Origin of the sequence: Streptomyces sp. NPDC092952, assembly GCF_044754785.1 — a bacterium.
Taxonomy (GTDB): Bacteria; Actinomycetota; Actinomycetes; order Streptomycetales; family Streptomycetaceae; genus Streptomyces.
Genome location: NZ_JBIVPT010000013.1, coordinates 122,845 through 143,515, shown reverse-complemented (window position 1 = coordinate 143,515; position 20,671 = coordinate 122,845). Strand labels below are relative to the sequence as shown.

Genomic DNA, 20,671 nt, shown 5'->3' with positions numbered 1-20,671 from the left:
GGCGGTCAGAGCCGGGACAGCTCCTCGACCAGGTCGTCGAGCCCGAGCGGACCCTGCGACAGCGCCGCCATGTGCCAGGACTTGGCGTCGAAGGCGTCGCCGTGCGCCTTGCGGGCGTTCTCCCGGCCCAGCAGCCAGGCCCGCTCGCCCAGCTTGTAGCCGATGGCCTGCCCCGGCATCGAGAGGTAGCGGGTCAGCTCGCTCTCCACGAAGTCGGCGGGGCGTCCGCTGTGGTTGCCGAAGAACTCCTGCGCCAGCTCCGGGGTCCAGCGCTCGCCCGGGTGGAAGGGGGAGTCCGCCGGGATCTCCATCCCCGCGTGCATGCCGATGTCCACGATCACCCGGCAGGCCCGCATCATCTGCGCGTCCAGGTAGCCGAGCCGGCGCTCCGCGTCCGGCAGGAAGCCCAGCTCGTCCATCAGCCGCTCCGCGTAGAGCGCCCAGCCCTCGCAGTTGGCGCTGACCCCGCCGATCGACGCCTGGTATCGGGAGAGGCTGTCGGCCACGTGCGCCCACTGCGCGATCTGCAGATGGTGGCCGGGCACCCCCTCGTGGTACCAGGTCGACACCAGGTCGTACACCGGGAACCTGGTCTCGCCCATCGTGGGGAGCCAGGTGCGCCCGGGACGGGAGAAGTCCTCGGAGGGGCCCGTGTAGTACGGGGCGGCCGCACCGCCGGGCGGGGCGATCCGGGACTCCACCTTCCGTACCCGCTCGGCGAGTTCGAAGTGGGTGCCGTCGAGTGCCTCGATCGCCTCGTCCATCAGCTTCTGCAGCCAGGCCTGCACCTCGTCCACCCCCTCGATGTGCGTGCCGTGCACATCGAGGTGGGCCAGCGCCTCCCACGGACCGGCGCCGGGCAGCACCTTCTCGGCCTCGGTCCGCATCTCGCCGAGCAGCCGGTGGTACTCGGACCAGCCGTACGCGTACGCCTCGTCGAGATCCAGGTCGGTGCCGTTGAAGTACCGCACCCAGCGCGCGTAGCGCTCGCGGCCCACCGTGTCCGGCGCGCCCTCGACCGCCGGGGCGTAGACGTCGCGCATCCAGTCGCGGAGGGAAGCGACCGCCTCCGTGGCCAGATCGGCGCCCTTGTCCAGGGCGGCGCGCAGCGCCTGCGGGCCCTCGGCCACGAACTCCTGGAAGAAGCCGTCACGGCCCTGGCCCGCCCACTCGTCGAGCTGGCCGACGAACGTGGCCGTGGCGCGCGGACCGCCGTACAGCCCGCGCTCCAGACCGAGCGCCAGCGAGGCGCGGTAGCCCTCCAGGGAGGCGGGCACCGCGTTGAGCCGGTCCACGATCGCGGCCCAGTCCTCGTCGGTGTCGGTCGGCGTCACCGTGAACACCTCACGGACGCTGTGCGCCGGGGAGGACAGGTTGGAGACGGTGCACAGCCCTTCGCCGGCCTCGTGGACGGCGAGTTCCGCCGTGAGGCGCTCGCGCAGCAGCCGGCCGCAGCGGCGCTCGGCCTCGCTGTCCGCACCGGGCAGCTGTTCGGCGGCGTCGAGCTTCGCCAGGGTGGTCCGGGCGAGCTCGGCGAGGGCCTCCTGGCCGGCGGGGGAGAAGTCGGGAAGGCGGCGCGAACTCTCCGCGACACCCAGATATGTTCCGGAGACCGGATCGAGTTCGATGAACGCGTCGACGTAGGCGTCGGCGACCTGACGGGGCAGCGCGCTGCTGGGAGTGTCTGACATGCGGACATCCTCGTACGGCGACGGCCTCCGCGTCACATCGTTACGCCGCCGCGTCACATGGCCGGGCGGCCGCTTCACATCGTCGGGCCCCGGCGGTCCGGCCGTTCGGTCCCCGCGTCACGGCGTTCGGTCCCTGCGGTCCGATTCCGGTGGGTCCGTGGCCGGTGGCAGCAGCGGACCGCACTCCCACTGCTGGAATATCAGCCTGGTCTCGACCCGCGCCACCTCGCGGCGGGAGGTGAACTCGTCCAGCACCAGACGCTGCAGATCGGCCGTGCCGGTGACCGCGACATGGACCAGGTAGTCGTCGGGGCCGGTCAGATGGAACAGCGCGCGGGACTCCGGCAGCGCCCTGATGCGCTCGACGAACGGGCCGATGAGCTCCCTGCGGTGCGGCCGGACCTGTACGGAGAGCAGAGCCTCCAGGCCCCGGCCGAGCCGCGCCGGGTCCAGCCGCAGTTGGTGGCCGAGAATGACGCCCGAGCGGCGGAGCCTGGCCACCCGGTCCAGGCAGGTTGACGGAGCCACCCCGACCGCGGTGGCCAGTTCGCGGTACGTGGTCCGGGCATCGTTCTGCAGCAGCCGCAGAATGTGCAGGTCCACCGGGTCGAGAGCGACAGAATCGGCCATTGGCCGAACGTAGCACGGGTGTTGTGCCGGACCGGCCGGTACATGTTCAGAGTGGAGGCATGGACACCGAAACCCCGACGGCGCCCCCGGTTCCCGACCGGTCCCGGGCGCTCGCCACCGAAGCCGTGCACGCGGGCCGCGACGACCTCGCCGCCCTCGGACTGCACACCCCGCCGATCGATCTGTCCACCACCTACCCGTCGTACGACTCCCGGGCCGAGGCGGAGCGGATCGACACCTTCGCCACGACCGGCGCCCGGCTCGAAGGTCCGCCCGTCTACGCGCGGCTGGACAACCCGACGACGGCCCGGTTCGAGACCGCCCTCGCCCGGCTCGAAGGAACGGAGAGCGCCGTCGCGTTCGCCAGCGGAATGGCGGCCCTGACCGCCGTGCTGCTGGCCCGCGCGAGCATGGGCCTGCGCCATGTGGTCGCCGTCCGCCCGCTCTACGGATGCAGCGACCACCTGCTCGGCGCGGGTCTGCTGGGTACGGAGGTGACCTGGACCGACCCGGCGGGCATCGCCGAGGCGATCCGCCCGGAGACCGGGCTGGTGGTGGTGGAGACCCCCGCCAATCCGACGCTCGCCGAGGTGGACATCCGGGCGGTCGCCCACTCCTGCGGTTCGGTGCCGCTGCTCGTCGACAACACCTTCGCCACGCCGGTGCTCCAGCGGCCCGTCGAGGACGGTGCCCGGATCGTGCTGCACAGTGCCACCAAGTACCTCGGTGGGCACGGCGATGTGATGGGCGGGGTGGTGGCCTGCGACGAGGAGTTCGCGGCCCGGCTGCGACAGGTGCGCTTCGCCACCGGCGGAGTGCTGCACCCGATGGCCGGGTTCCTGCTGCTGCGGGGCCTGGCCACCCTTCCGGTACGGGTGCGGGCGGCGTCCGCGAGCGCCGCCGAACTGTCCCGCAGGCTGACCGCGGATCCGCGTGTCGCCCGGGTCCACTACCCGGAACTGGGCGGTGCGATGGTCTCGTTCGAGGTGCACGGCGATCCGCACCGGGTGATCTCGGCCGTACGGCTCGTCACACCGGCGGTCAGCCTCGGCAGCGTGGACACCCTGATCCAGCACCCGGCCTCCATCAGCCACCGCATCGTGGACGAGGGGGACCGGCACGCCTCCGGCGTCGGGGACCGGCTGCTGCGGATGTCGGTCGGCCTGGAGGACGTGGAGGACCTGTGGGCCGACCTCGACCGGGCGCTCGGCGCGCAGTACGCCGAGCACCCGGCGGCCGGGACCGGCCAGTCAGCGGCCGGCCTGCTCGTAGGGGGGCAGTGAACGGACCGGCGTCGCGTCCAGCCGGGCCGTGACGACCAGGGTGCCCTCCTCGATCTGGTAGTCCAGCGGAAGGGCGAGCGAGCGCATGGCCGCGACCATTCCGGTGTTCGACGCCTGGGTGACGGCGTAGACGCTCTCGCAACCGGCCTCGATCGCGAGCGCGACCAGTCGGCGCAGGAGCTCGGAGCCGATGCCGCGGCGCTGCCAGTCGTCCTCGACGAGGAGGGCCACCTCGGTCTCGTCGCCGTCCCAGAGCAGGTGGCCGAGCGCGACCAGCCGGCCCGAGGCGGTCTGTACGGCGAGGGTGCGGCCGAAGCGGGGGCCGAGCAGGTGGTCGAGGTAGCGGTCGGCGTCCTGCACCGGACCGTGGTAGCGCATCCGCAGTGTCTGGTCGGAGCAGCGGTCGTGCATCGCGCGTGCGGCCGGGAGGTCGGTCGGGTCGGCACGGCGTACGGTGATCTCGTTGCCCTCGGGCAGGGTGAGCACCTGTGCGCCGCGTGGGACGCGGGGGCCGAGCCGGGCATCGAGCTCGACCAGGGCACGTGCCCTGGCGAACTCGGTCGGAGTGAAAGGAAGATGCGGCCGCTCGATCGTGAGGGCGCCTCCCGAGGGGTCGCGCAGCCGCATCACCGTCTCCTCCAGCACTCCTTCGACGGGCGTGCTCGCGCCGGTCCTCCGGCCGGTGGCCGAGACGGCGGGCAGCGAGCGGATGGTGCACCGGCCGAGCAACTGCCTCAGGGCGAGCGGGAGTTCGGCGGCATCGAGTGCCGTGCGGGTGGCGAGGCCCAGGACGCGGGTCGGGGCGTCGACCAGATCGTGGGCGTCGGCCCGCTCGATCCAGGTCGAACTGCCCCCGGCGGTGGAGACCGCCCGGCCGAGTTCCCGCGCGGGAAGCCGTGCGGGGGCGCGCAGCAGGAACTCGTCCACCGTGCCCCGGGCCAGCGGGTGGGTCTGGAGGGTGAGGATATCCACCCGGTGCCGGGCGAGGGCGGCGCACACCATCGCCAGGCTGCCGGGGACATCCCGCACCGTGGTCCGCATCCGCCACAACGCCGTGCCCTCGACGGTCGGCGCCCGGCCCGCGCCGGCCGCTGCCCGCGCCCCGGTGCCGGAGCCGGATTCGGCCTCGGCACCGGTGTCCGTGTCGGACGGGGACGGGGATGTGGCCGGGCGCGTGCCGTCGTGCGGTGGCGGGGCGTGGCTGTGACGGCGGGCCCACCAGGTGTGGAACCCGGCCGTCACCGCCAGCGCCAGCGCCGAGACGATCAACAGATACGGTCCTCCCGGCTGGTGACCGATCAGGTTCGCGACGGCGTCGGCCACCGCGACCGCGGTGAAGACCGCGGCCAGCTCGATCACGTCCCGCCGCCAGTGGTGGCGGCGATGGGCGGTCTTCGCGGATGTCGTGTCAGTCATGCACCCACTCTGACCGAGTGTTGTTGCCTGACCACGAACACGCTGTGACCGATGGGTTACATGCGAATCTGATCCCTTTCAGGTCGATTTCGGCCGCGGGTTCCGAACATTCCTGGGCCCGGATGCCCCGTGGGCTCCGAGCAGCCACGGGGCATCCGGGGGCGGCCGTCGGCTCCGGGCGCCCCCGGGTTCTGGGCGGTCATCGATCCCAGGCGCCGTCCGTTCCGAGGGTGTCCGCTCCGAGGGACGGGACCGTCACTTGCCCGCGACATCGGCCTTCCACGCCTCCGCCAGCCGCTTGGCCTGGCGGACCAGCTGCGAGGACCCGCCACGCGCGGCGGTCTCCGCGAGCCCCGGTATGTCCCCGGCCCCCGTCGTACCGCAGTGCTCGACGCACTCCGCCGCCACGCCGAGCAGGTCGCCCGCTCCGCGCGGAGCCTTCTCGTGCGCCAGCACCCCGGGCAGCACTCCGATCAGGACGGAGAGCACCGTCCGGTACGCGCCGGTCAGGGCGGCGGTGCGGACGGAGTCCGCGAGGCGGTTGGGCTTGATCAGCCCGTGGCCGAGCAGGACCGAGATCCGGTCGCCGAGCAGCGCCGCGTCGAGCCGCTGCTGGGTGGCGAGGATCAGCAGGGCGTCCACCGCGGCCAGACGGTCCTCGGGATACCGGGCACCCAGCTCGTACGCCAGCGTCAGATGAAGAGCCTCGCCCGCGGGGCCGCCGAGCTCGGCGAGCGGTGTGAGCGACCGTATGCCGTTCTGTATCTCCTCGACCACGTCGTTCGCCGCGTGCGGCAGCAGCCAGGCGGCCAGGGTCTCGGCGTCCTCCGGCAGAGTGGCGGTCCAGAGCTCCTGACGCTCGTCCCAGTGGTAGCACGGGCTGTGCGTCGGGGTCTGCGGCTGCCCGAGCCAGTGGAAGGAGCGCGGGAGCACCTCCCTGACGAACGGGCGCTCCTCGGTGGCCAGCAGAATCCGGTGCGTCCGCTCGACCGTCTGCCCCCGCCTGGCCTTCTTCTCCAGATCGAAGCGGTGCACCTCGGCGAGCGGTTCGTCGGCCCGCAGCCAGGCGGCCAGCCGCTCGCCCTCGGGCGTTCCCAGCAGTTCGGCCTCCGCCGCTGCCCCGTCCTGCCCGCGACGCCGCACCCGCAGCATGGCCTGGGCGAAGTCGGTCTGGCCGGGCCGCAGGCCGAGTCGCTGGTACTCCCGCAGCCGTTGGACCAGTACCGCGGGGTCGAGCGAGCCGGTGTGCCAGGTCGGGGTCGCCACCAGGAACGGGCGATCGCCGGTCAGAACGGCGTCGGCGGCATCCCACACCCGGGCCCGCGCAATCCCCTGGAGCGAGTCGTGGACGCAGGACCCCGTACCCGTCCAGGCCGCGAGCTCGTCCGCCACGACCTGGGGCGAGAGATACCCGAGCAGTACGGCCAGGACCGGCTCGATCCCCTCCGCCGAGCGGATCTGCCGGACGGACCAGTGCGGCAGATCCCCCTCCCCCGATCCGCCGGTCATCCACCATTGGCCCGTCAGCGCGTCGCGCAACGCCCCGGTCAGTGCCGACCGGTCGGTGTGGGCATGACGCACCAGGCCGTCCAGTACCCGTTCGAGGACCGGGACCTCCGGCGCGGAGGCGCGGCCCAGAACCACCACGTCCTCGACCAGCTCGGGAAGCGACGCGGGCACCGGGTCCAGGCGCCGGGCGACCGGCGCCGGGGGCAGCACCTCCTCGTACTCCTCCGCCTCCGGCTCCCCGTCCGCCGAGGTGCCGAACACCTCGGCCACCAGCGTGCGGTGCGCCGGGCCGAGCGACGACGCCGACAGGGCGAGCTCCTCCCGCACCCCGGTTCCGGCGGCCGACAGATGACGGCCGACGAGCTTGAGCGCCCGCTCCCGCACGTCGATGTCCTCGTGCTCGAAGGCGCCCGCGACCACCGGCAGCAGCTCGTCGGCGGCCGACGGATCACGGCGCAGCGCCTTGCCGAGCAGCACGAGCTGGGACCGGACCAGCTTCTTCTCGGTGCGGAACAGCACGGCGCCCGACACCTCCGCCAGCGCCCGCACGGAGAGCCCGCCGCGCTCGTCCAGCCGGCCGAGCACCTGCTGGGCGTGGGCGGCGACGGTGGACATGGCGTCCGAGGCCATCCCGATCCAGTCCGGGACCCGCTCCGCCTCCTCCTGCTCGGTCAGGGCGAGAAGGCGCAGCGTACTGAGGAAGAAGCGCTGCTCACCCGGTTTTCCACCACGGAGCAGCCGGGTCACGCAGCCGTCGACGAGCGCCGGGCGCTCCAGCAGACCCGTCTGGGGGAGCGCGGCCAGAGTGACGTCCCAGCGGCGCTCGTCGTCCGTCTCGTAGGACCAGAGCATCTGCGGCGGCAGCTCCTGCACTTCGAAGATCCGCGGCAGCAGCACCGGTGCGAACGGGTCGGCCCGGAGCACGTCGATGAACGGCTTCCTCTGCTTCCGCTGCCACTGGTGGGACGACACGGTCTGGAGCCAGCCCCGCACGAAGCCCTCCGTCGTGGGCACCGCGCACTGGGACTTCCGCACCAGCCGGGAGATCAGGTCGTAGGTGATCTCCGCCGTCGCGGGCCGGGCCGCCAGCCGGTGTGCGACATCGCCGAGCCACTCCGGGTCACGGTCCGCGAGGGCCGCGACGACCAGGGTGAAGGGAGGGCGGTCCCAGCCCAGCAGGTCCCGGCCCGCGATCCAGGTGGCACACGCCGCCGCTCCGGTGTGACAGCCCGCACCGGCCACGAGCAGCGGCTTGATGACCTTCCTCTGACTGTCCCAGCTCCAGCCCCGCTTCTCCTTGCGGAGGGCCTTCAGCTCGACCAGCGCCGCCCGGCGTTGCGCCGTGTCCATCCTGGTCAGCAGAGCCGGCAGTTCGTGCGCGCGCGACTCCCGTACGGCGGCCATCAGCTCGCTCATCGCGCACCTCCGGCGACCAGCGCCCCGCGCCGGACCATCCGGACGGCCAGCGCGTGTTTGCACGGGCCGCGCCGTCCGCGGTAGTCCGCCCACCATGTGCAGGTACAACTCAGCACGCCGTCCTTCTCCCTCACCTGGTACCGATGATCACCCGATGTCACGGCCGCCATGTCCGCGTCGAGCTCCACCGCGCCCGAACCGGCCAGCTGCCGGGCCGCCACGAGACGCGGATTGTGCCGTTCGGCCCGGTCCGCGTCGTACGGCAGCTCCCGGTGGAAGTACGCCGCGTCCGCGAGGTCGTAGCCGACCCGGCCCGCCGTCCCCAGCCGGGTCAGCGCCGCCCGGACCCGCTCCACCGTGAGGCCGGACTGGGCCGCCAGGTCCGCGGTGTCGATCCGGGGCTCCCAGGCCAGCAGCACGGACACCAGCTCGGCGTCGGCCGCCGCGTCGTCGGTGGCCAGCGCCTCCAGCACCCCGCCCTCACCGGAGAACCCGCGCGAGGCGTCCGGCGAGAGCGTCAGCGTGAGCCGCATGCCCGGCAGCACGGCCTCCCAGGCACTCGCGGTCGCTGCCCCGTCGCCGGCCGGCCCGTACACCCGCAGGGAGGTGGCGTGGCGCAGCACCCGCTGCAGTGCGCCCAGCCGCTCCGGGCCCGGCAGGCACACGGCCCCCGCCACCGGCCGGGTCGTCGGCCGGAGCGTCTTTCCGGCGGGCACCACCCACCGGGCGCCGCGCGAGGAGCTCCCCGACGAACGGGGCAGCGAGCGCAGGAACCGCACGGCCTCGGCGGCCGGCAGCTCGGCCCGCAGATCGAACCCGGCGGAGGCCACCTGAGCCTCCGCGAATCCGCGCAGCCACCGGTCGGGCAGCGGCACCTTCTTCTCCACGACCGGACCGTCCAGCGTGGTCACGGCCAGCTCCTCCGGGCCCACCCGCAGATGCAGCGGATCGTCCCCCGATATCCGCGAAAGCGCCTCCCGCAACGGGTTGTTGACATCCACATTGGTGGTGCCGTGGTCCGTCAGCCCGCCGTCCAGACCCTCCTGGAGCACATCCAGGCGCGCGTACACGCCGCAGCAGCCGGAGAACGACTCGAAACGCAGACGGTCCCCGTTGCCCGTCACGACAGGGTCGAGCGAGGACGGCAACGTGCGCTGGTAGTAACGCGCGGACGCGACGTCCGCCACGGCGAGCAGCCCCCGGGCCGCGACCGCCGGAGAGGTGAGGAAACCGGAGAAGAACCGTGGGTGGGGCTCGGCGCCCCGGGGGGTGAGCCCCCCGGCGGTCTCCAGCCCGAGGAGCGGCCCGGCCTGCGAGGACTCCAGGGCGGACGAGCGTGCGTAGGCCAGTGCCTGAACGGATCGGGTCATGGGAAAACCGTAGGACCCACCACTGACAATCGGCCCCCGGCCGGGGTGTCCGGGAGCCGAACGCCGTTCGCCCGTCAGCGGATCACTGCCCGACGCGTCCCGGCTGCAGCACCTTGGTGAACAGCACGGAACCGCCCTGGGCCCGCAGCCGCACGGTCAACTCGCCGCTGCCGCCGTCGATGTCGACCTCGCCGAAGTACTGCGGCGCCTCCATCGGTGACACGTTCGCCCGGTCGGGCGCGCGCACGAAGACCCGGTCGGGACCGAAGGTCGCGTCGAGGTCGTTCGCCTGGAACTGCCCTGCCGCGAGCGGCCCCGAGACGAACTCCCAGAACGGCGCGAAGTCCTTGAACGCCGCGCGCTCCGGCGCGTAGTGCTGTGCCGAGGTGTAGTGCACGTCGGCCGTCAGCCAGACCGTGCCGGTGATCCGCCGGTGCTTGATGAACCGCAGCAGCTCCGCTATCTGCAACTCGCGCCCGAGCGGCTTTCCGGGGTCGCCCTGGGCCACCGCCTCGAAGTCCGTGGCACCGTCGGTGACCACCAGTCCGAGCGGCATGTCGGCGGCGATCACCTTCCACACCGCGCGGGACCGGGACAGCTCGTTCTTGAGCCACCTGAGCTGCTCGGCGCCCAGGATGCCCGTCGTGTCGTCGGGCTGCCGGCCGGGGGAGTTGGCGTTGCGGAACGACCGCATGTCGAGGACGAACACATCGAGCAGCGGACCGTGCCGGACGACCCGGTGCACCCGTCCGTCCCCGGACCGGGAGTGCAGCGTGGACACCGGGAAGTACTCGCGGAAGGCCCGCATCGAACGGGCCGCGAGTACGTCCACGTTCTTCTCGGTGTACCGGGCGTCGTCGAGGATCTGCCCGGGGTACCAGTTGTTGCGCACCTCGTGGTCGTCCCACTGCACGATCGAGGGCACCTGGGCGTTGAACGCGCGCAGATTGTGGTCGAGCAGGTTGTAGCGGAAGTTCCCGCGGTACTCGGCGAGGGTCTCGGCGACCTTGGCCTTCTCCTCGGTGGTGACATTGCGCCAGACCCGTCCGTCGGGCAGCGTCACGCTCGGCTCGATCACCCCGTCCGCGTAGATGTTGTCACCGCTGCAGAGGAAGAAGTCCGGGTCGAGGCGGCGCATCTCGTCGTACACCACATAGCCGCCGATGTCCGGATTGATGCCCCAGCCCTGCCCCGCGATATCCCCCGACCAGAGGAAACGCACCCCGTCCCGACGCAGGGCGGGCGCCGTCCGGAAGGTCCCGTACACCGGCTTCCCGGTGCGCCGGGGGTCGTGGGGGTCGGCGAGGACCACCCGGTAGTGCACCTGCTCGCCCGGCGGCAGCCCGTACAGCGGTGTCGTCCCGGTGAAGTCGGTGCCGGGGCCGAGGAGCGGGCCGTGCCAGGTGCGGGCGCGCCGGAACGACTCCGTGGCCGAGGTCTCCACGATCATCCGGGACGGCCGGTCCGACCGCACCCAGACCAGCGCGGACGAGGAGGTGACGTCGCCCACCTGCACACCCCACTCCGCGCGCGGTCGGCCGGACAGGGCGAAGGCGGGCGCGGCGGCACCCACCGCGGGGAGTGCGAGCGCGGCCGACGCTGCGAGCGAACCACGCAGCACACTGCGGCGGGCAGGGGACGGGAACGGGGGGAGGTTCGGCATCGAGGCGCCTTTCGGGCAGCGGTCGGCGGAACGAACGGGTGGCTCGTCGGACGCTCCCACCTTCGTGCCCCTCGGCAGCGGGCACGCCAACCTCAGATGAACTCCCGGCGCCGTCGAGAATCGGCCAGCAGTCGTACCCCTGTCCCGATCTCCTGCGGAGACAGATGGGCGTAGCCGACGACCAGCCGGACGGCTCCGTGCCCGGGTTCCGCGGTGCCGCAGGTGCTGAGCGGCCGCAGGGCGATTCCGGCCTCCGACGCCCGGGCCAGGAAGAGCGGCTCGGGCCCGTACCGCTCGGGCAGATCGACGATGAGGTGGAGACCGGCGGCTATCCCGCTGACCTCGGCCCCGGGGAAGTGTTCCGCCAGCGCCGACGTGAGTGCGTCCCGGCGCTCCCGGTAGGCGCGCTGGCAGCGGCGCAACTGCCGGTCGTAGCCGCCCCGGACGATGAAATCGGCGAGGACCGCCTGGTCGACGGCGGGGTTGCCCAGGTCCATCGTGCGTTTGCGGGCGACGATCTCCTCGGTCATGGCCGCAGGGGCGAGCAGCCAGCCCAGCCGCAGCCCGGGGGCCAGCGATTTACTGACCGAACCGGTGTAGGCGACGTGCTCCGGGTCGAGCCCCTGGAGCGCGCCGACGGCCGCCCGGTCGTAGCGGAAGTCGCCGTCGTAGTCGTCCTCGACGATCAGCCCGTCCACCTCGCGGGCCCACTCCAGGAGCCTGCCGCGGCGCTGCGCGGAGTAGGCGATTCCGGTGGGGAACTGGTGGGCGGGCGTGGTGACGACCGCGCGTACGCCCGAGCGCACGAGGGGCTCGACCGCGAGCCCCTCGCCGTCGAGCGGCAGGCCGACGGCGGTGATCCCCGCCGACGCGAACAGGTCGGCGTGCTCGGGGCTTCCGGGGTCCTCCACGCCGACAGTCCGCGCGCCCCGCCCGTGCAGGACGAACCCCAGCAGGGTCGTCGCCTGGGCCACGCCGGAGCACACCACCAGGCGCTCCGGATCGGCGACCACCCCGCGGCGCCGGGACAACAGGGCCGCCAGGGCGTCCCGCAGCACCGGCAGACCGCGGGGGTCGGGGTAGCCGAGCGTGTCGTGCGGCAGCCGGCCGAGCACCGAACGGTGGGCGGCGGCCCAGGCGCCGCGCGGGAACAGCGACAGATCGGGAGTGCCCGGCCGGAAGTCCACGCGTACGCCCGGCGCGCGCGGCGCCAGATCACGTGCCCCGGGCGCCGGGGCCCGGACCGCGCCGCTCACCCATGTGCCCGCGCCGCGTCCGCTGCGCAGATAGCCCTCGGCCGTCAGCTGCTCGTACGCCTCGGTCACCAGCCCGCGCGAAACCCGCAGATCAGCGGCGAGCGCACGACTGGACGGCAGCCGGGTGCCCGGCGCGAGGCGGCCGGAGCGCACGGCCTCACGCAGGGCGGACTGCAGGGCGCGGCCACGTCGGCGAACCGGTGCGTCGGCGGCCGGAAGCAGCAGCTCCCAGGCGGCGGAGCCGAACCCGTCGGCCCGCGAGCCGTCCGCCCGCGGCCCGGTGACGCGTGCGCCGGCCGCTTGCGGGCCGGTCGCCGAATTGGTCCCCGAAGACGTCATGGAAGTGGACCTTAACCCGGTCCGCCCGGCTGCCTAACGTCGGTCCCATGAACGTCAGCTCACTGCGCGGGGCCCTCCTCGCGGCCCTCGCCTGCGTCCTCGTGGGCGCCTCCTTCACCGCCAACAGCGTCCTCGGCGACTACCCGTACGCGGGCGGCCAGGCGCTGCGCTACGGCCTGGCGGCACTCCTGCTCCTACCGGTCCTGGCCCGTGGCGGCGGCCGTCGGCCGACCACCGTGCTGCGGACCCTCACTCCACGTCAATGGGGGCGGCTCGCACTGCTGGCCGCCATTGGCATGGTCGGCTTCAACCTGGCCGTGCTCGGCGCGGAACGGTCGGCGGAACCGGCCGTCCCAGGAGTCTTCGTCGGATGCGCGCCGATCGTCGTCGCCGTACTCGTCCCCCTCATGGACGGACGTCGGCCCACGCGCACGGTGCTCTGCGCGGCGGGGCTGGTCGCCGCCGGGGCCTTCACCGTCCAGGGCTGGGGCCGCACGGACCTGGCGGGCATCCTCTGCTCGACGGGAGCGCTGGCGGGCGAGGTCGGCTTCGCCGTCCTGGCGGGGCCGGTGCTGCGGCCGCTCGGGCCACGACTGCTCTCGGCCGTCGTGTGCGGCATCGCGGCCGTCGAATCGGCGCTGCTCGGCGTGGTCCTGGACGGTGGCGGAGTGCTGCGCATTCCCACCGGGGCCGAGACGGCCGCGCTGCTGTGGCAGGCGGCCGTGGTCACCGTCGTCGGATTCGTCTGCTGGTACACGGGCATGCAGCGCATCGGCACCGAGCGCGCGACCCTCTTCTCCGGCCTGATCCCGGTCTCCGCCGCGCTCACCGCACCGGTCGTCGGCACCGGGTCCTACGGTTCCGCCCAGGCCTGCGGCAGTCTGCTCGTCGGGCTCGGAGTCGCCCTCGGGGCGGGTGCCCTGTCCCGGCGCGCGGCCGTCCACGGTGCGGATACGCGTATTGGCGCCGCTTCAGCGGCTGGTGTCGAGGATGACGCGGGCCACCAGCGCGGGATCGTCGTTCATCGGCACATGGCCGCAGCCGGGCAGGCGGACCAGCCGGGCGTCCGGGATGGTGTGCTTCGCCCTGACCCCCTGTCGGCGCAGCAGTATCCGGTCCCGGGTGCCCCAGGCGACGGTCACGGGCAGCCCCGGCACATCACGGGTGAACGCTGCGCTCCGCCCGGCGGCGAGCGTCTGGTCGAATCCGGTGGCCTGCCGCAGGGCGAAGGTCTCCGCGACGACGGCCTCAGGTGAACGGCGGCCGGGCCGGGCGTAGATGCTGCTGGTCAGCGCCGTGCGCCCGGCCGCGCTGCGCGAGAGCCGCTCGATCAGCGGGACCGGCATGGACCGCGCGGCGCGCCTCATGGCCCGCAGCGTGCCGAACGCCAGACGCCGCTCGCCCTCGGTCCAGAACCCGCCGGGCGAGAGCGCGGTCACCGACCGCACCCGCTTCTGCCGCCCGAGCTCCAGAGCCAGCATTCCGCCCAGGGAATTGCCCGCCACATGCGGCCGGTCCAGACCGATCTCCGTGCAGAACGCGTCGAGTACCGCGACCACGGTCGGCAGATCGTACGGCAGCCCCTCGGGGAGCTCCGGCGACTCGCCGAAACCGGGCAGGTCGACGGCTACGACATCCCGTTCCGCGGAGAGCGGGGACAGTACGGGGGTCCACGCCTGGTGGTGGTGACCTATGCCATGGAGCAGCAGCAACGGCTCGCCGGTACCGGTCCGCTCGTACGCCACGGACACGGTCCGGGGCCCATGGGGCGATTCGACGCTGAACGAGACCGTGCCGGCCATGCTGGGCTCCCGGGGTGATCCGGCATGAAGGGGCCATGCCTGAAAGTGATTTAGACGTCTCGTCAACAACAATTACCGCCGAGTAGCCCGCAGTTCAAGGGGGGCGGCCGGGTCGTGCTGGACAGGGTGGGGCGGGTGGGCTGGGATGGGGGAGTGACAGCCGACACCACGACCGATGTCTTCGAGAGCCACCGCCCCGTCCTCACCGGCGTCGCGTACCGCATGCTGGGCCGGATCGCCGACGCCGAGGACGTGGTGCAGGAGGCCTGGCTCCGCTGGTCCTCCGCGCCGCGCGAGGACGTACGCGAGCCGCGCGCCTTTCTGGTGAGGGTCGTCACCCGCCTCGCCGTCGACCGGCTGAGGCAGGCGCGGTCACGCCGTGAGACGTATGTCGGGCCGTGGCTGCCGGAGCCGGTCGTCACCGAATTCGGCCCCGCCGCGCCCGACAGCGCGGAGCTGGCCGTCCTGGCCGACTCCGTGTCGATCGCCGTGCTCGTCGTCCTGGAGTCCCTGTCGCCGCTGGAACGGGCCGTCTTCGTGCTGCGCGAGGCGTTCGGTCTCCCGTACGCGGAGATCGCCGTCACCCTGGACCGGAGCGAGGCGGCCGTGCGCCAGCTGGCGGGGCGCGCGCGGCGCCACGTGGAGGAGCGCAAGCCGCGGTACGACGTTGATCCGGCCCAACGCCGAGACCTCACGGAGCGGTTCCTCGCCGCGGCGGCGGGCGGGGACCTCCAGGAACTGGTGGCGCTCCTCGCGCCCGACGTGCGGCTCGTCGGGGACGGCGGCGGGAAGTCCAGGGCGCCGCTGCGGATCATCGACAGTGCGGACAAGGTCGGCCGCTTCCTGCTCGCGGTCGCCGGTGAGCAGGCCGGTCGTCTGGACTCCCGGCTCCTGGAACTCAACGGAGGTCCGGCGCTCCTGGTGCTCGTGGGCGGCGAGGTCGACTCCGTCGTCCAGCTGGACATCAGGGACGGGGCCGTCCAGTGCGTGTACATCGTGCGCAACCCCGACAAGCTTCAGCACTTCTCCGCCCTCCCGTAGCCGTACGCCCCTCGCGTCGCTGCGGACGAAGCCCCATGGCCTCGCCGGCCGTGGGGCTTTGTGCTGCGCGCGTCCCACGGCATCACGAACGTCCTGTGAACGCTCTGCGGCAGGGGTTCGTTCCACTGCGTGACCGACGCAGGATTGGTCTTGACCAAGGGTGTGTACCGTCCTATGGTCTCACCGTTAAGGCAGGAACCTTTAATAAATAACGTCGCGGAATAGCCGCTGGGCGATTGCGGAGGACAGGGTGGGGACCACGCAGCTGGAATCGGTGCAGGAGCCGAAGTACTGGCACCTCAAGACCGTGCTCAGTGAGGCACTCGACTCGGACTTTGCGGTGGGCGAGATCCTGCCCAACGAGCGTGAGCTCGCCGCTCGCTTCGGAGTCGCCCGGGCCACGCTCCGGCAGGCCCTGGAGCAGCTCGAACTCGAAGGAAGGCTCCAGCGCCGGCGTGGCGTCGGGACGACCGTCGCCCCGCCGCGCGTCGGCGTGGCCGTCTCCACGGCCCAGCGGGACTGGACCGGCGGCGGCGCCGCGGAGGCATGGCAGGCCGTGGACGCCACGACGGCCCCCGCCCCGCCCTCGGTCGCCTCCGCGCTCGGGGCGGACGCCGCCGAGCCGGTGCACGTCGTACGCAGGATCCGGACGACCCACGGCCAGACGGTCGCGGCGGAGTTCCTCTACGTTCCGGCGTCCTCCGTACCCGAACTCTCCGCGATCGACGCACCGTCCGGGCCCGCCCGGGCCCGTGCCGTCCTGCGCGAGCTGCACCGTCTCGGCCTCGACGGGCAGGACCGCTCCGTCGAGCTGGGCTCGGCGCGGGCGGACGACGCCAAGGAGCTCGACCGGCTCCCCGGCGCTCCCGTGCTGGTCGTCACCACCCGCTACCTGGTGGCGGGCGGAACCGCCGCGCTCTCCGTCGCCACCTACCGGGCCGACACCTGCCGGCTCACCTTCGGCGACGCGGGCGATGTCGAGATCAGCCACCACGGCCCGGAGCGCCAGGCTTCCTGAACCGCTCCGGACGTACGGCAGGAGCAGCCGGAACAGTGACGGTCCGTAGCCCTCAGCGGCGGGCCGTCACCGTTCCCTCCACCGCGAACAACTGCTCCTCCACATGGTCGAGAGCCAGCCGCAGCGCACCGGTGGCCACGGCCGCCTCACCGAGCATCGACAGCGCGACCCGTGGCGGCCGGAGACAGTAGCGGGCCAGCTCACCGCGGAGGGGATCGAGCAGGTCGTCGAGGCCAGTGGCCCAGCCGCCCACCACGACGAGCTCGGGATCCAACGCCAGGACCAAGGCGGCGACATCGTGCACCAGTCGCTGGATGAACCGCTCGACCGCCGCCTGGGCCCGGACATCTCCTTGCCGGGCCTGCGCGAACACATGGGCCACGGCCGGCTCGTCCAACGGGTCCAGCGGAGTGTCCGTCGTGGACAGCAACCGCTCCGGAGTCGCCTCCCGCCCGAGCAGATGCAGCGCTCCGATCTCGCCCGCCGCACCGCCGAAACCGCGGTGCAGCCGTCCGCCGATCAACGACCCGGCCCCGGGGCTCAACCCAGCCAGGACGAACACGACGTCGTCGGACTCGGTGGCCACACCTTTCCAGTGCTCCGCGACCGCCGCCGCGTTGGCGTCGTTCTCCACCAGGACGGGGCAGCGGAAGGAACGTCTCAGCCGCTCTCCCAGCGCCAGCCCCGTCCAGCCGGGCAATGCGGTGCCCAGCCGCACCGTCCCGTCCGCCTCCACGATGCCGGGGCTGCCCACTCCCACCGCACGCAGACTGCTGCGGGCCACCCCCGTTCGCCGCAGCACGTCGGCCACCACGGCCCTGACCTTGTCGAGCCGGTCGTCGGCGGAGGCGGTCTCCGACACCTCACGGGCGCCCGCGCCGATGATCCGGCCGTCCAGTCCCGAGAGCAGCGCCGAGACGCGGTGCGGACCGATCTCGACGCCGAGCAAGTGGCCGGCCTCGGCACGGAACCGGAACCGGCGCGCCGGCCGTCCCTGACGTCGGGTCTCGCCACCGTCGGGCAACGACTCGACGACCAGCCCTGCCTCGAAGAGCCCCTCCATGACTCCCTCGACCGTGGGCCGGGACAGGCCGGTGATCCTGGTCAGGTCCGTCAGAGTGGGGGAGTCGGCTCCACGCAGCGCGTGCAGCACCACCGCGGAATTGATGCGTCGCAACAGTGACGGATCTCCGCCGGTCAGCCGGCCCACAGTGTGTCCTCCCAGCTCAAGCGCATGTCAGGCGGATGGTACTCGCTACCCGGGCGCCGGGCGACCACGGGACGCGACGGCTTTCGGAGCCGCTATCTCAGCTCGGGGCGACGAACCCGGATTCGTACGCCGCGATCACCGCCTGGGTCCGGTCCCGCGCACCCAACTTGGCCAGTACAGAACTGACATGGGTCTTCACCGTCTCGACACCGACCACGAGGCCGGCGGCGATCTCGGCGTTCGACAGACCACGGGCCATCAGACGGAGCACCGCGGACTCCCGCTCGGTGAGAGCCGCCCGCTCCATGGCGGCGCGCGCCTTGCTGCTCCCGTACTCGGCGGCAAGCTGCCGGACCGCCGCGGGGAAGAGCAGGGACTCGCCCTCGGCGACCAGACGCACCGCGTTCACGATCTCGGTCGGCCGGGCCCGCTTGATCAGGAAGCCGTCCGCACCGGCCCGCAACGCCTCATAGACGTACTCGTCGTTCTCAAAGGTCGTCACCACCAGGATCTTCGGCGGGTCCGGCACCGTCCGCAGCACCGTGCGGGTGGCTTCGATCCCGTCCATCAGCGGCATCCTGACATCCATGGCCACCACGTCGGGACGCAACTGACGCACCAGCGGGATCACAGCGGCTCCGTCACCGGCCTCGCCCACGACCTCGATATCGGGCTGAGCATCGAGGATCGCGCGCAACCCCGCGCGGACGAGGGGCTCGTCGTCTACCAGAAGTACGCTGACCGCCATTGGCACAGCCTAAGGGCTGCCCAGACGCTCCCGGCGGGCGCTCAGGGAAGGCGGAGCGATCCGTACCCCGTCCAACGGAAGGACCACATGCACCCGCCATTCCTTCTCGTGCGGGCCCGCCACGGCTCTTCCGCCGAGCAGTGCCGCCCGTTCCCGGATACCACGCAGCCCGCTTCCGCCGCCCGGGGCTGCGGAAGAGTCCGTGAGCGGATTGGTGATCTCCAACTCCAGGCGCCCCTCGGCGACGGCGATCCGTACACGGACGGGGACTGCTCCCGAGTGTCTCAGCACATTGGTCAGCGACTCCTGAAGAATGCGGTACCCCTCGCGGGAGACCGCACCAGGAACCTGCCCCAGAGGGCCGGACACGTCCGCGGCGACCTCTGCCCCCGAGCCGCGCGCGGATTCCAGCAGCCGGTCCGATTCCGCGAGCGTCGGTCTCTGCCCCACCGGCGCCTCCGGCTCGCGCAGGACCCGTAGGACCCGCTCCAGATCGTCGAGCGCGTCCCTGCCGGTCTCCTCGATCGCGGCGAGGGCGCGCTCGGTGAACGCCGGATCCCGTGCCGCACGAGCCGCTCCGGCCTGCACGACCGCCACCGTCAGAGCATGGCCGATCGAGTCGTGCAACTCGCGTGCGATGCGATTGCGCTCCAGCAACTGTTCCGTCCGCTCCTCCAACTCCGTCAGCCGCTGCGTAGGTGAGGGACCGAGAAGCCACCGGGCGATCACGGTGATCAGGTGGCCGCTCAGCACGACGACGGGAAACAGCAGCAGAAGGGAGAGCGGTGCGAGCAGACCGAGCCACCAGTGCGACCCCCACCCACGGGCGAGCCAGTCATCGCTCGGGTTCTTTCCGAACGAAGCGAGCAACAGGTCCACCGCGGTCGCCGACAGCCACACCGTGACGTACCAGACCGGAGCCGCGAGTATCAGGCGCGCCTCCAACCACAGCACAGTTCGCCAGCGGTCGCCCCAGGTGGACGCCGGGGTCGCGGAGATGGAGGGATCGGGTCTGCCACGGTCCTCCGGAACGAGCAGCAACTGCGCCTGCACTCCCTCGGCGAGCCGCATCCCGGGCAACAACCCGACCGGTACGACGAAAAGTACGGGTACCCACGGCGAGTCCGGCGAGATGAAGATCCACACGCTGTAGCCCGCACCCGGGATGAGCAGATGAAGCCATCGGGTGTAGGTGACGGACGAGGCGAGCGGTCGCAGGAAGCGGAACATGCGGTCATCGTGCCAGTCCGCCGGGTCGCAGCGGCTCCCCCGGGAGAGGGAGGAGAACCCCACGCACGAGTGAGGCGAGCAACGGGGCACCGGCGCGAGGCTGAGGACATGACCAGCATCGATGTCCAGGCACTCACCAAGCTGTACGGAAAGAAACGTGCCGTGGACGACCTCACGTTCAGTGTGCGCCCGGGGCGCATCACGGGGTTCCTCGGTCCCAACGGGGCCGGCAAGTCCACGACCATGAGACTCGTCCTCGGTCTCGACCGACCGACCCGGGGCAGTGCGACGATCGGCGGCCGACGGTATGCCGAGCTCACCGACCCTCTGCGTCGAGTAGGGGCCCTGCTCGACGCCCAGGCCGCCCACGGCTCGCGCACCGCGCGGAATCACCTTGCGGCACTCGCGGTCAGTAACCGGATCGGTGCGCGGAGAGTGGAGGAGGTGCTGGAGGAGGCCGGCCTCGCACGGGTCGGCGGCGCCCGGATCAAGACCTTCTCGCTCGGAATGCGTCAGCGGCTGGGCATCGCGGCCGCCCTGCTGGGAGAACCGGAGATCGTGATGCTGGACGAGCCGTCGAACGGTCTCGACCCGGAAGGCATCATCTGGATCCGCGAGCTGATGAAGCGCTTGGCCCGTGAAGGGCGCACGGTCCTGGTATCGAGCCACTTGATGAACGAGACCGCGTCGTTCGCCGACCACCTGGTGATTCTCGGCCAGGGCCGGCTGCTGGCCGACATGCCCATGCAGGAGTTCCTGGAATCCCGCAGCAGTCCCAGAACCCGAGTGCGAACGACCGAGCCGACACGGCTGCGCGACCTTCTGACCTGCAAGGGCTACACCCCGACGCAGGGCGACGACGGCCGTTGGACCATCGAAGGGGCGAAAGCGGAAGAGATAGGGGCGATAGCCGCTGCCGAAGGCATTCCGGTTCTGGAGCTCGCGGACGAGCGAACCACATTGGAACAGGCATATCTCGACCTCACCACCAGCACCGCGGAATTCGTGTCCGCGCCGATCCAATCCGACCCTCACCAGGAGGCCTGAAC

At 72.2% G+C, this 20,671-nt stretch carries 15 protein-coding genes and 1 pseudogene; 5 read left to right on the top strand and 11 right to left on the bottom strand.

The window, feature by feature from the left end:
* Nucleotides 1–5: 5 nt before the first annotated feature.
* Both ACIQGQ_RS26995 and ACIQGQ_RS26990 read right to left on the bottom strand, forming a co-directional pair.
* Nucleotides 6–1,691, bottom strand: coding sequence for a DUF885 domain-containing protein (locus tag ACIQGQ_RS26995; RefSeq protein WP_402400020.1), 1,686 nt, complete (start codon nt 1,689–1,691; stop codon nt 6–8).
* A 117-nt stretch (nt 1,692–1,808) separates the two neighbouring features.
* Nucleotides 1,809–2,321 carry an Lrp/AsnC family transcriptional regulator gene (locus tag ACIQGQ_RS26990; protein WP_402400017.1) on the bottom strand — a complete coding sequence of 171 codons (513 nt, stop codon included), beginning with the start codon at nt 2,319–2,321 and terminating at the stop codon, nt 1,809–1,811.
* A 59-nt stretch (nt 2,322–2,380) separates the two neighbouring features.
* Here ACIQGQ_RS26990 and ACIQGQ_RS26985 point away from each other — a divergent pair, with 59 nt between their 5' ends.
* On the top strand, nt 2,381–3,604 hold the full coding sequence (locus tag ACIQGQ_RS26985) for a trans-sulfuration enzyme family protein (protein ID WP_402400014.1): 1,224 nt from the start codon (nt 2,381–2,383) through the stop codon (nt 3,602–3,604).
* Here ACIQGQ_RS26985 and ACIQGQ_RS26980 read toward each other — a convergent pair.
* The 5 genes from ACIQGQ_RS26980 to ACIQGQ_RS26960 form a co-directional block, all read right to left on the bottom strand.
* On the bottom strand, nt 3,572–5,020 hold the full coding sequence (locus ACIQGQ_RS26980; protein ID WP_402400011.1) for a GNAT family N-acetyltransferase: 1,449 nt from the start codon (nt 5,018–5,020) through the stop codon (nt 3,572–3,574). The two genes, ACIQGQ_RS26985 and ACIQGQ_RS26980, sit on opposite strands and share 33 nt — an antisense overlap.
* Before the next feature lie 255 nt (nt 5,021–5,275).
* A complete protein-coding gene (locus tag ACIQGQ_RS26975; RefSeq protein ID WP_402400008.1) occupies nt 5,276–7,945 on the bottom strand; it encodes a DUF6493 family protein in 2,670 nt (889 codons plus the stop codon).
* Nucleotides 7,942–9,315, bottom strand: a complete 1,374-nt coding sequence (locus tag ACIQGQ_RS26970; RefSeq protein WP_402400005.1) for an SWIM zinc finger family protein — start codon at nt 9,313–9,315, stop codon at nt 7,942–7,944. Before ACIQGQ_RS26970 ends, ACIQGQ_RS26975 begins: the two co-directional genes overlap by 4 nt.
* Nucleotides 9,316–9,397: 82 nt before the next feature.
* Nucleotides 9,398–10,978 (bottom strand): alkaline phosphatase D family protein, encoded by a 1,581-nt coding sequence (locus ACIQGQ_RS26965; protein WP_402400002.1) that lies wholly within the window; start codon nt 10,976–10,978, stop codon nt 9,398–9,400.
* A 92-nt stretch (nt 10,979–11,070) separates the two neighbouring features.
* Nucleotides 11,071–12,573 carry a PLP-dependent aminotransferase family protein gene (locus ACIQGQ_RS26960; RefSeq protein WP_402400000.1) on the bottom strand — a complete coding sequence of 501 codons (1,503 nt, stop codon included), beginning with the start codon at nt 12,571–12,573 and terminating at the stop codon, nt 11,071–11,073.
* 47 nt (nt 12,574–12,620) lie between these two features.
* Here ACIQGQ_RS26960 and ACIQGQ_RS26955 point away from each other — a divergent pair.
* Nucleotides 12,621–13,469, top strand: a pseudogene (locus ACIQGQ_RS26955) (DMT family transporter); the annotation flags it as partial.
* A gap of 75 nt (nt 13,470–13,544) precedes the next feature.
* Here ACIQGQ_RS26955 and ACIQGQ_RS26950 read toward each other — a convergent pair.
* The gene (locus ACIQGQ_RS26950; protein ID WP_402399997.1) at nt 13,545–14,375 is read right to left on the bottom strand and encodes an alpha/beta fold hydrolase; all 831 of its coding nucleotides are present in this window, start codon (nt 14,373–14,375) and stop codon (nt 13,545–13,547) included.
* A gap of 153 nt (nt 14,376–14,528) precedes the next feature.
* On the opposite strand from ACIQGQ_RS26950, the gene sigJ reads away from it, so the two are divergent.
* Nucleotides 14,529–15,416, top strand: a complete 888-nt coding sequence (gene sigJ, locus ACIQGQ_RS26945; RefSeq protein WP_402399994.1) for an RNA polymerase sigma factor SigJ — start codon at nt 14,529–14,531, stop codon at nt 15,414–15,416.
* A 250-nt stretch (nt 15,417–15,666) separates the two neighbouring features.
* Nucleotides 15,667–16,434 (top strand): GntR family transcriptional regulator, encoded by a 768-nt coding sequence (locus ACIQGQ_RS26940; RefSeq protein ID WP_366299587.1) that lies wholly within the window; start codon nt 15,667–15,669, stop codon nt 16,432–16,434.
* 52 nt (nt 16,435–16,486) lie between these two features.
* Here ACIQGQ_RS26940 and ACIQGQ_RS26935 read toward each other — a convergent pair whose 3' ends face one another.
* The 3 genes from ACIQGQ_RS26935 to ACIQGQ_RS26925 form a co-directional block, all read right to left on the bottom strand.
* A complete protein-coding gene (locus tag ACIQGQ_RS26935; protein WP_402399991.1) occupies nt 16,487–17,644 on the bottom strand; it encodes an ROK family protein in 1,158 nt (385 codons plus the stop codon).
* 97 nt (nt 17,645–17,741) lie between these two features.
* Nucleotides 17,742–18,392, bottom strand: a complete 651-nt coding sequence (locus tag ACIQGQ_RS26930) for a response regulator (protein ID WP_402399988.1) — start codon at nt 18,390–18,392, stop codon at nt 17,742–17,744.
* A 9-nt stretch (nt 18,393–18,401) separates the two neighbouring features.
* Nucleotides 18,402–19,622, bottom strand: a complete 1,221-nt coding sequence (locus ACIQGQ_RS26925) for a sensor histidine kinase (RefSeq protein ID WP_402399986.1) — start codon at nt 19,620–19,622, stop codon at nt 18,402–18,404.
* A gap of 108 nt (nt 19,623–19,730) precedes the next feature.
* Here ACIQGQ_RS26925 and ACIQGQ_RS26920 point away from each other — a divergent pair, with 108 nt between their 5' ends.
* Nucleotides 19,731–20,669 carry an ABC transporter ATP-binding protein gene (locus ACIQGQ_RS26920; protein WP_402399983.1) on the top strand — a complete coding sequence of 313 codons (939 nt, stop codon included), beginning with the start codon at nt 19,731–19,733 and terminating at the stop codon, nt 20,667–20,669.
* Nucleotides 20,670–20,671: the final 2 nt, after the last annotated feature.

Coding starts and splice junctions, on each gene's coding strand:
- ACIQGQ_RS26995 (WP_402400020.1), bottom strand. CDS start 1,691: ATGTCAGACACTCCCAGCAGCGCGCTGCCCCGTCAGGTCGCCGACGCC.
- ACIQGQ_RS26990 (WP_402400017.1), bottom strand. CDS start 2,321: ATGGCCGATTCTGTCGCTCTCGACCCGGTGGACCTGCACATTCTGCGG.
- ACIQGQ_RS26985 (WP_402400014.1), top strand. CDS start 2,381: ATGGACACCGAAACCCCGACGGCGCCCCCGGTTCCCGACCGGTCCCGG.
- ACIQGQ_RS26980 (WP_402400011.1), bottom strand. CDS start 5,020: ATGACTGACACGACATCCGCGAAGACCGCCCATCGCCGCCACCACTGG.
- ACIQGQ_RS26975 (WP_402400008.1), bottom strand. CDS start 7,945: ATGAGCGAGCTGATGGCCGCCGTACGGGAGTCGCGCGCGCACGAACTG.
- ACIQGQ_RS26970 (WP_402400005.1), bottom strand. CDS start 9,315: ATGACCCGATCCGTTCAGGCACTGGCCTACGCACGCTCGTCCGCCCTG.
- ACIQGQ_RS26965 (WP_402400002.1), bottom strand. CDS start 10,978: ATGCCGAACCTCCCCCCGTTCCCGTCCCCTGCCCGCCGCAGTGTGCTG.
- ACIQGQ_RS26960 (WP_402400000.1), bottom strand. CDS start 12,573: ATGACGTCTTCGGGGACCAATTCGGCGACCGGCCCGCAAGCGGCCGGC.
- ACIQGQ_RS26950 (WP_402399997.1), bottom strand. CDS start 14,375: ATGGCCGGCACGGTCTCGTTCAGCGTCGAATCGCCCCATGGGCCCCGG.
- ACIQGQ_RS26930 (WP_402399988.1), bottom strand. CDS start 18,392: ATGGCGGTCAGCGTACTTCTGGTAGACGACGAGCCCCTCGTCCGCGCG.
- ACIQGQ_RS26925 (WP_402399986.1), bottom strand. CDS start 19,622: ATGTTCCGCTTCCTGCGACCGCTCGCCTCGTCCGTCACCTACACCCGA.
- ACIQGQ_RS26920 (WP_402399983.1), top strand. CDS start 19,731: ATGACCAGCATCGATGTCCAGGCACTCACCAAGCTGTACGGAAAGAAA.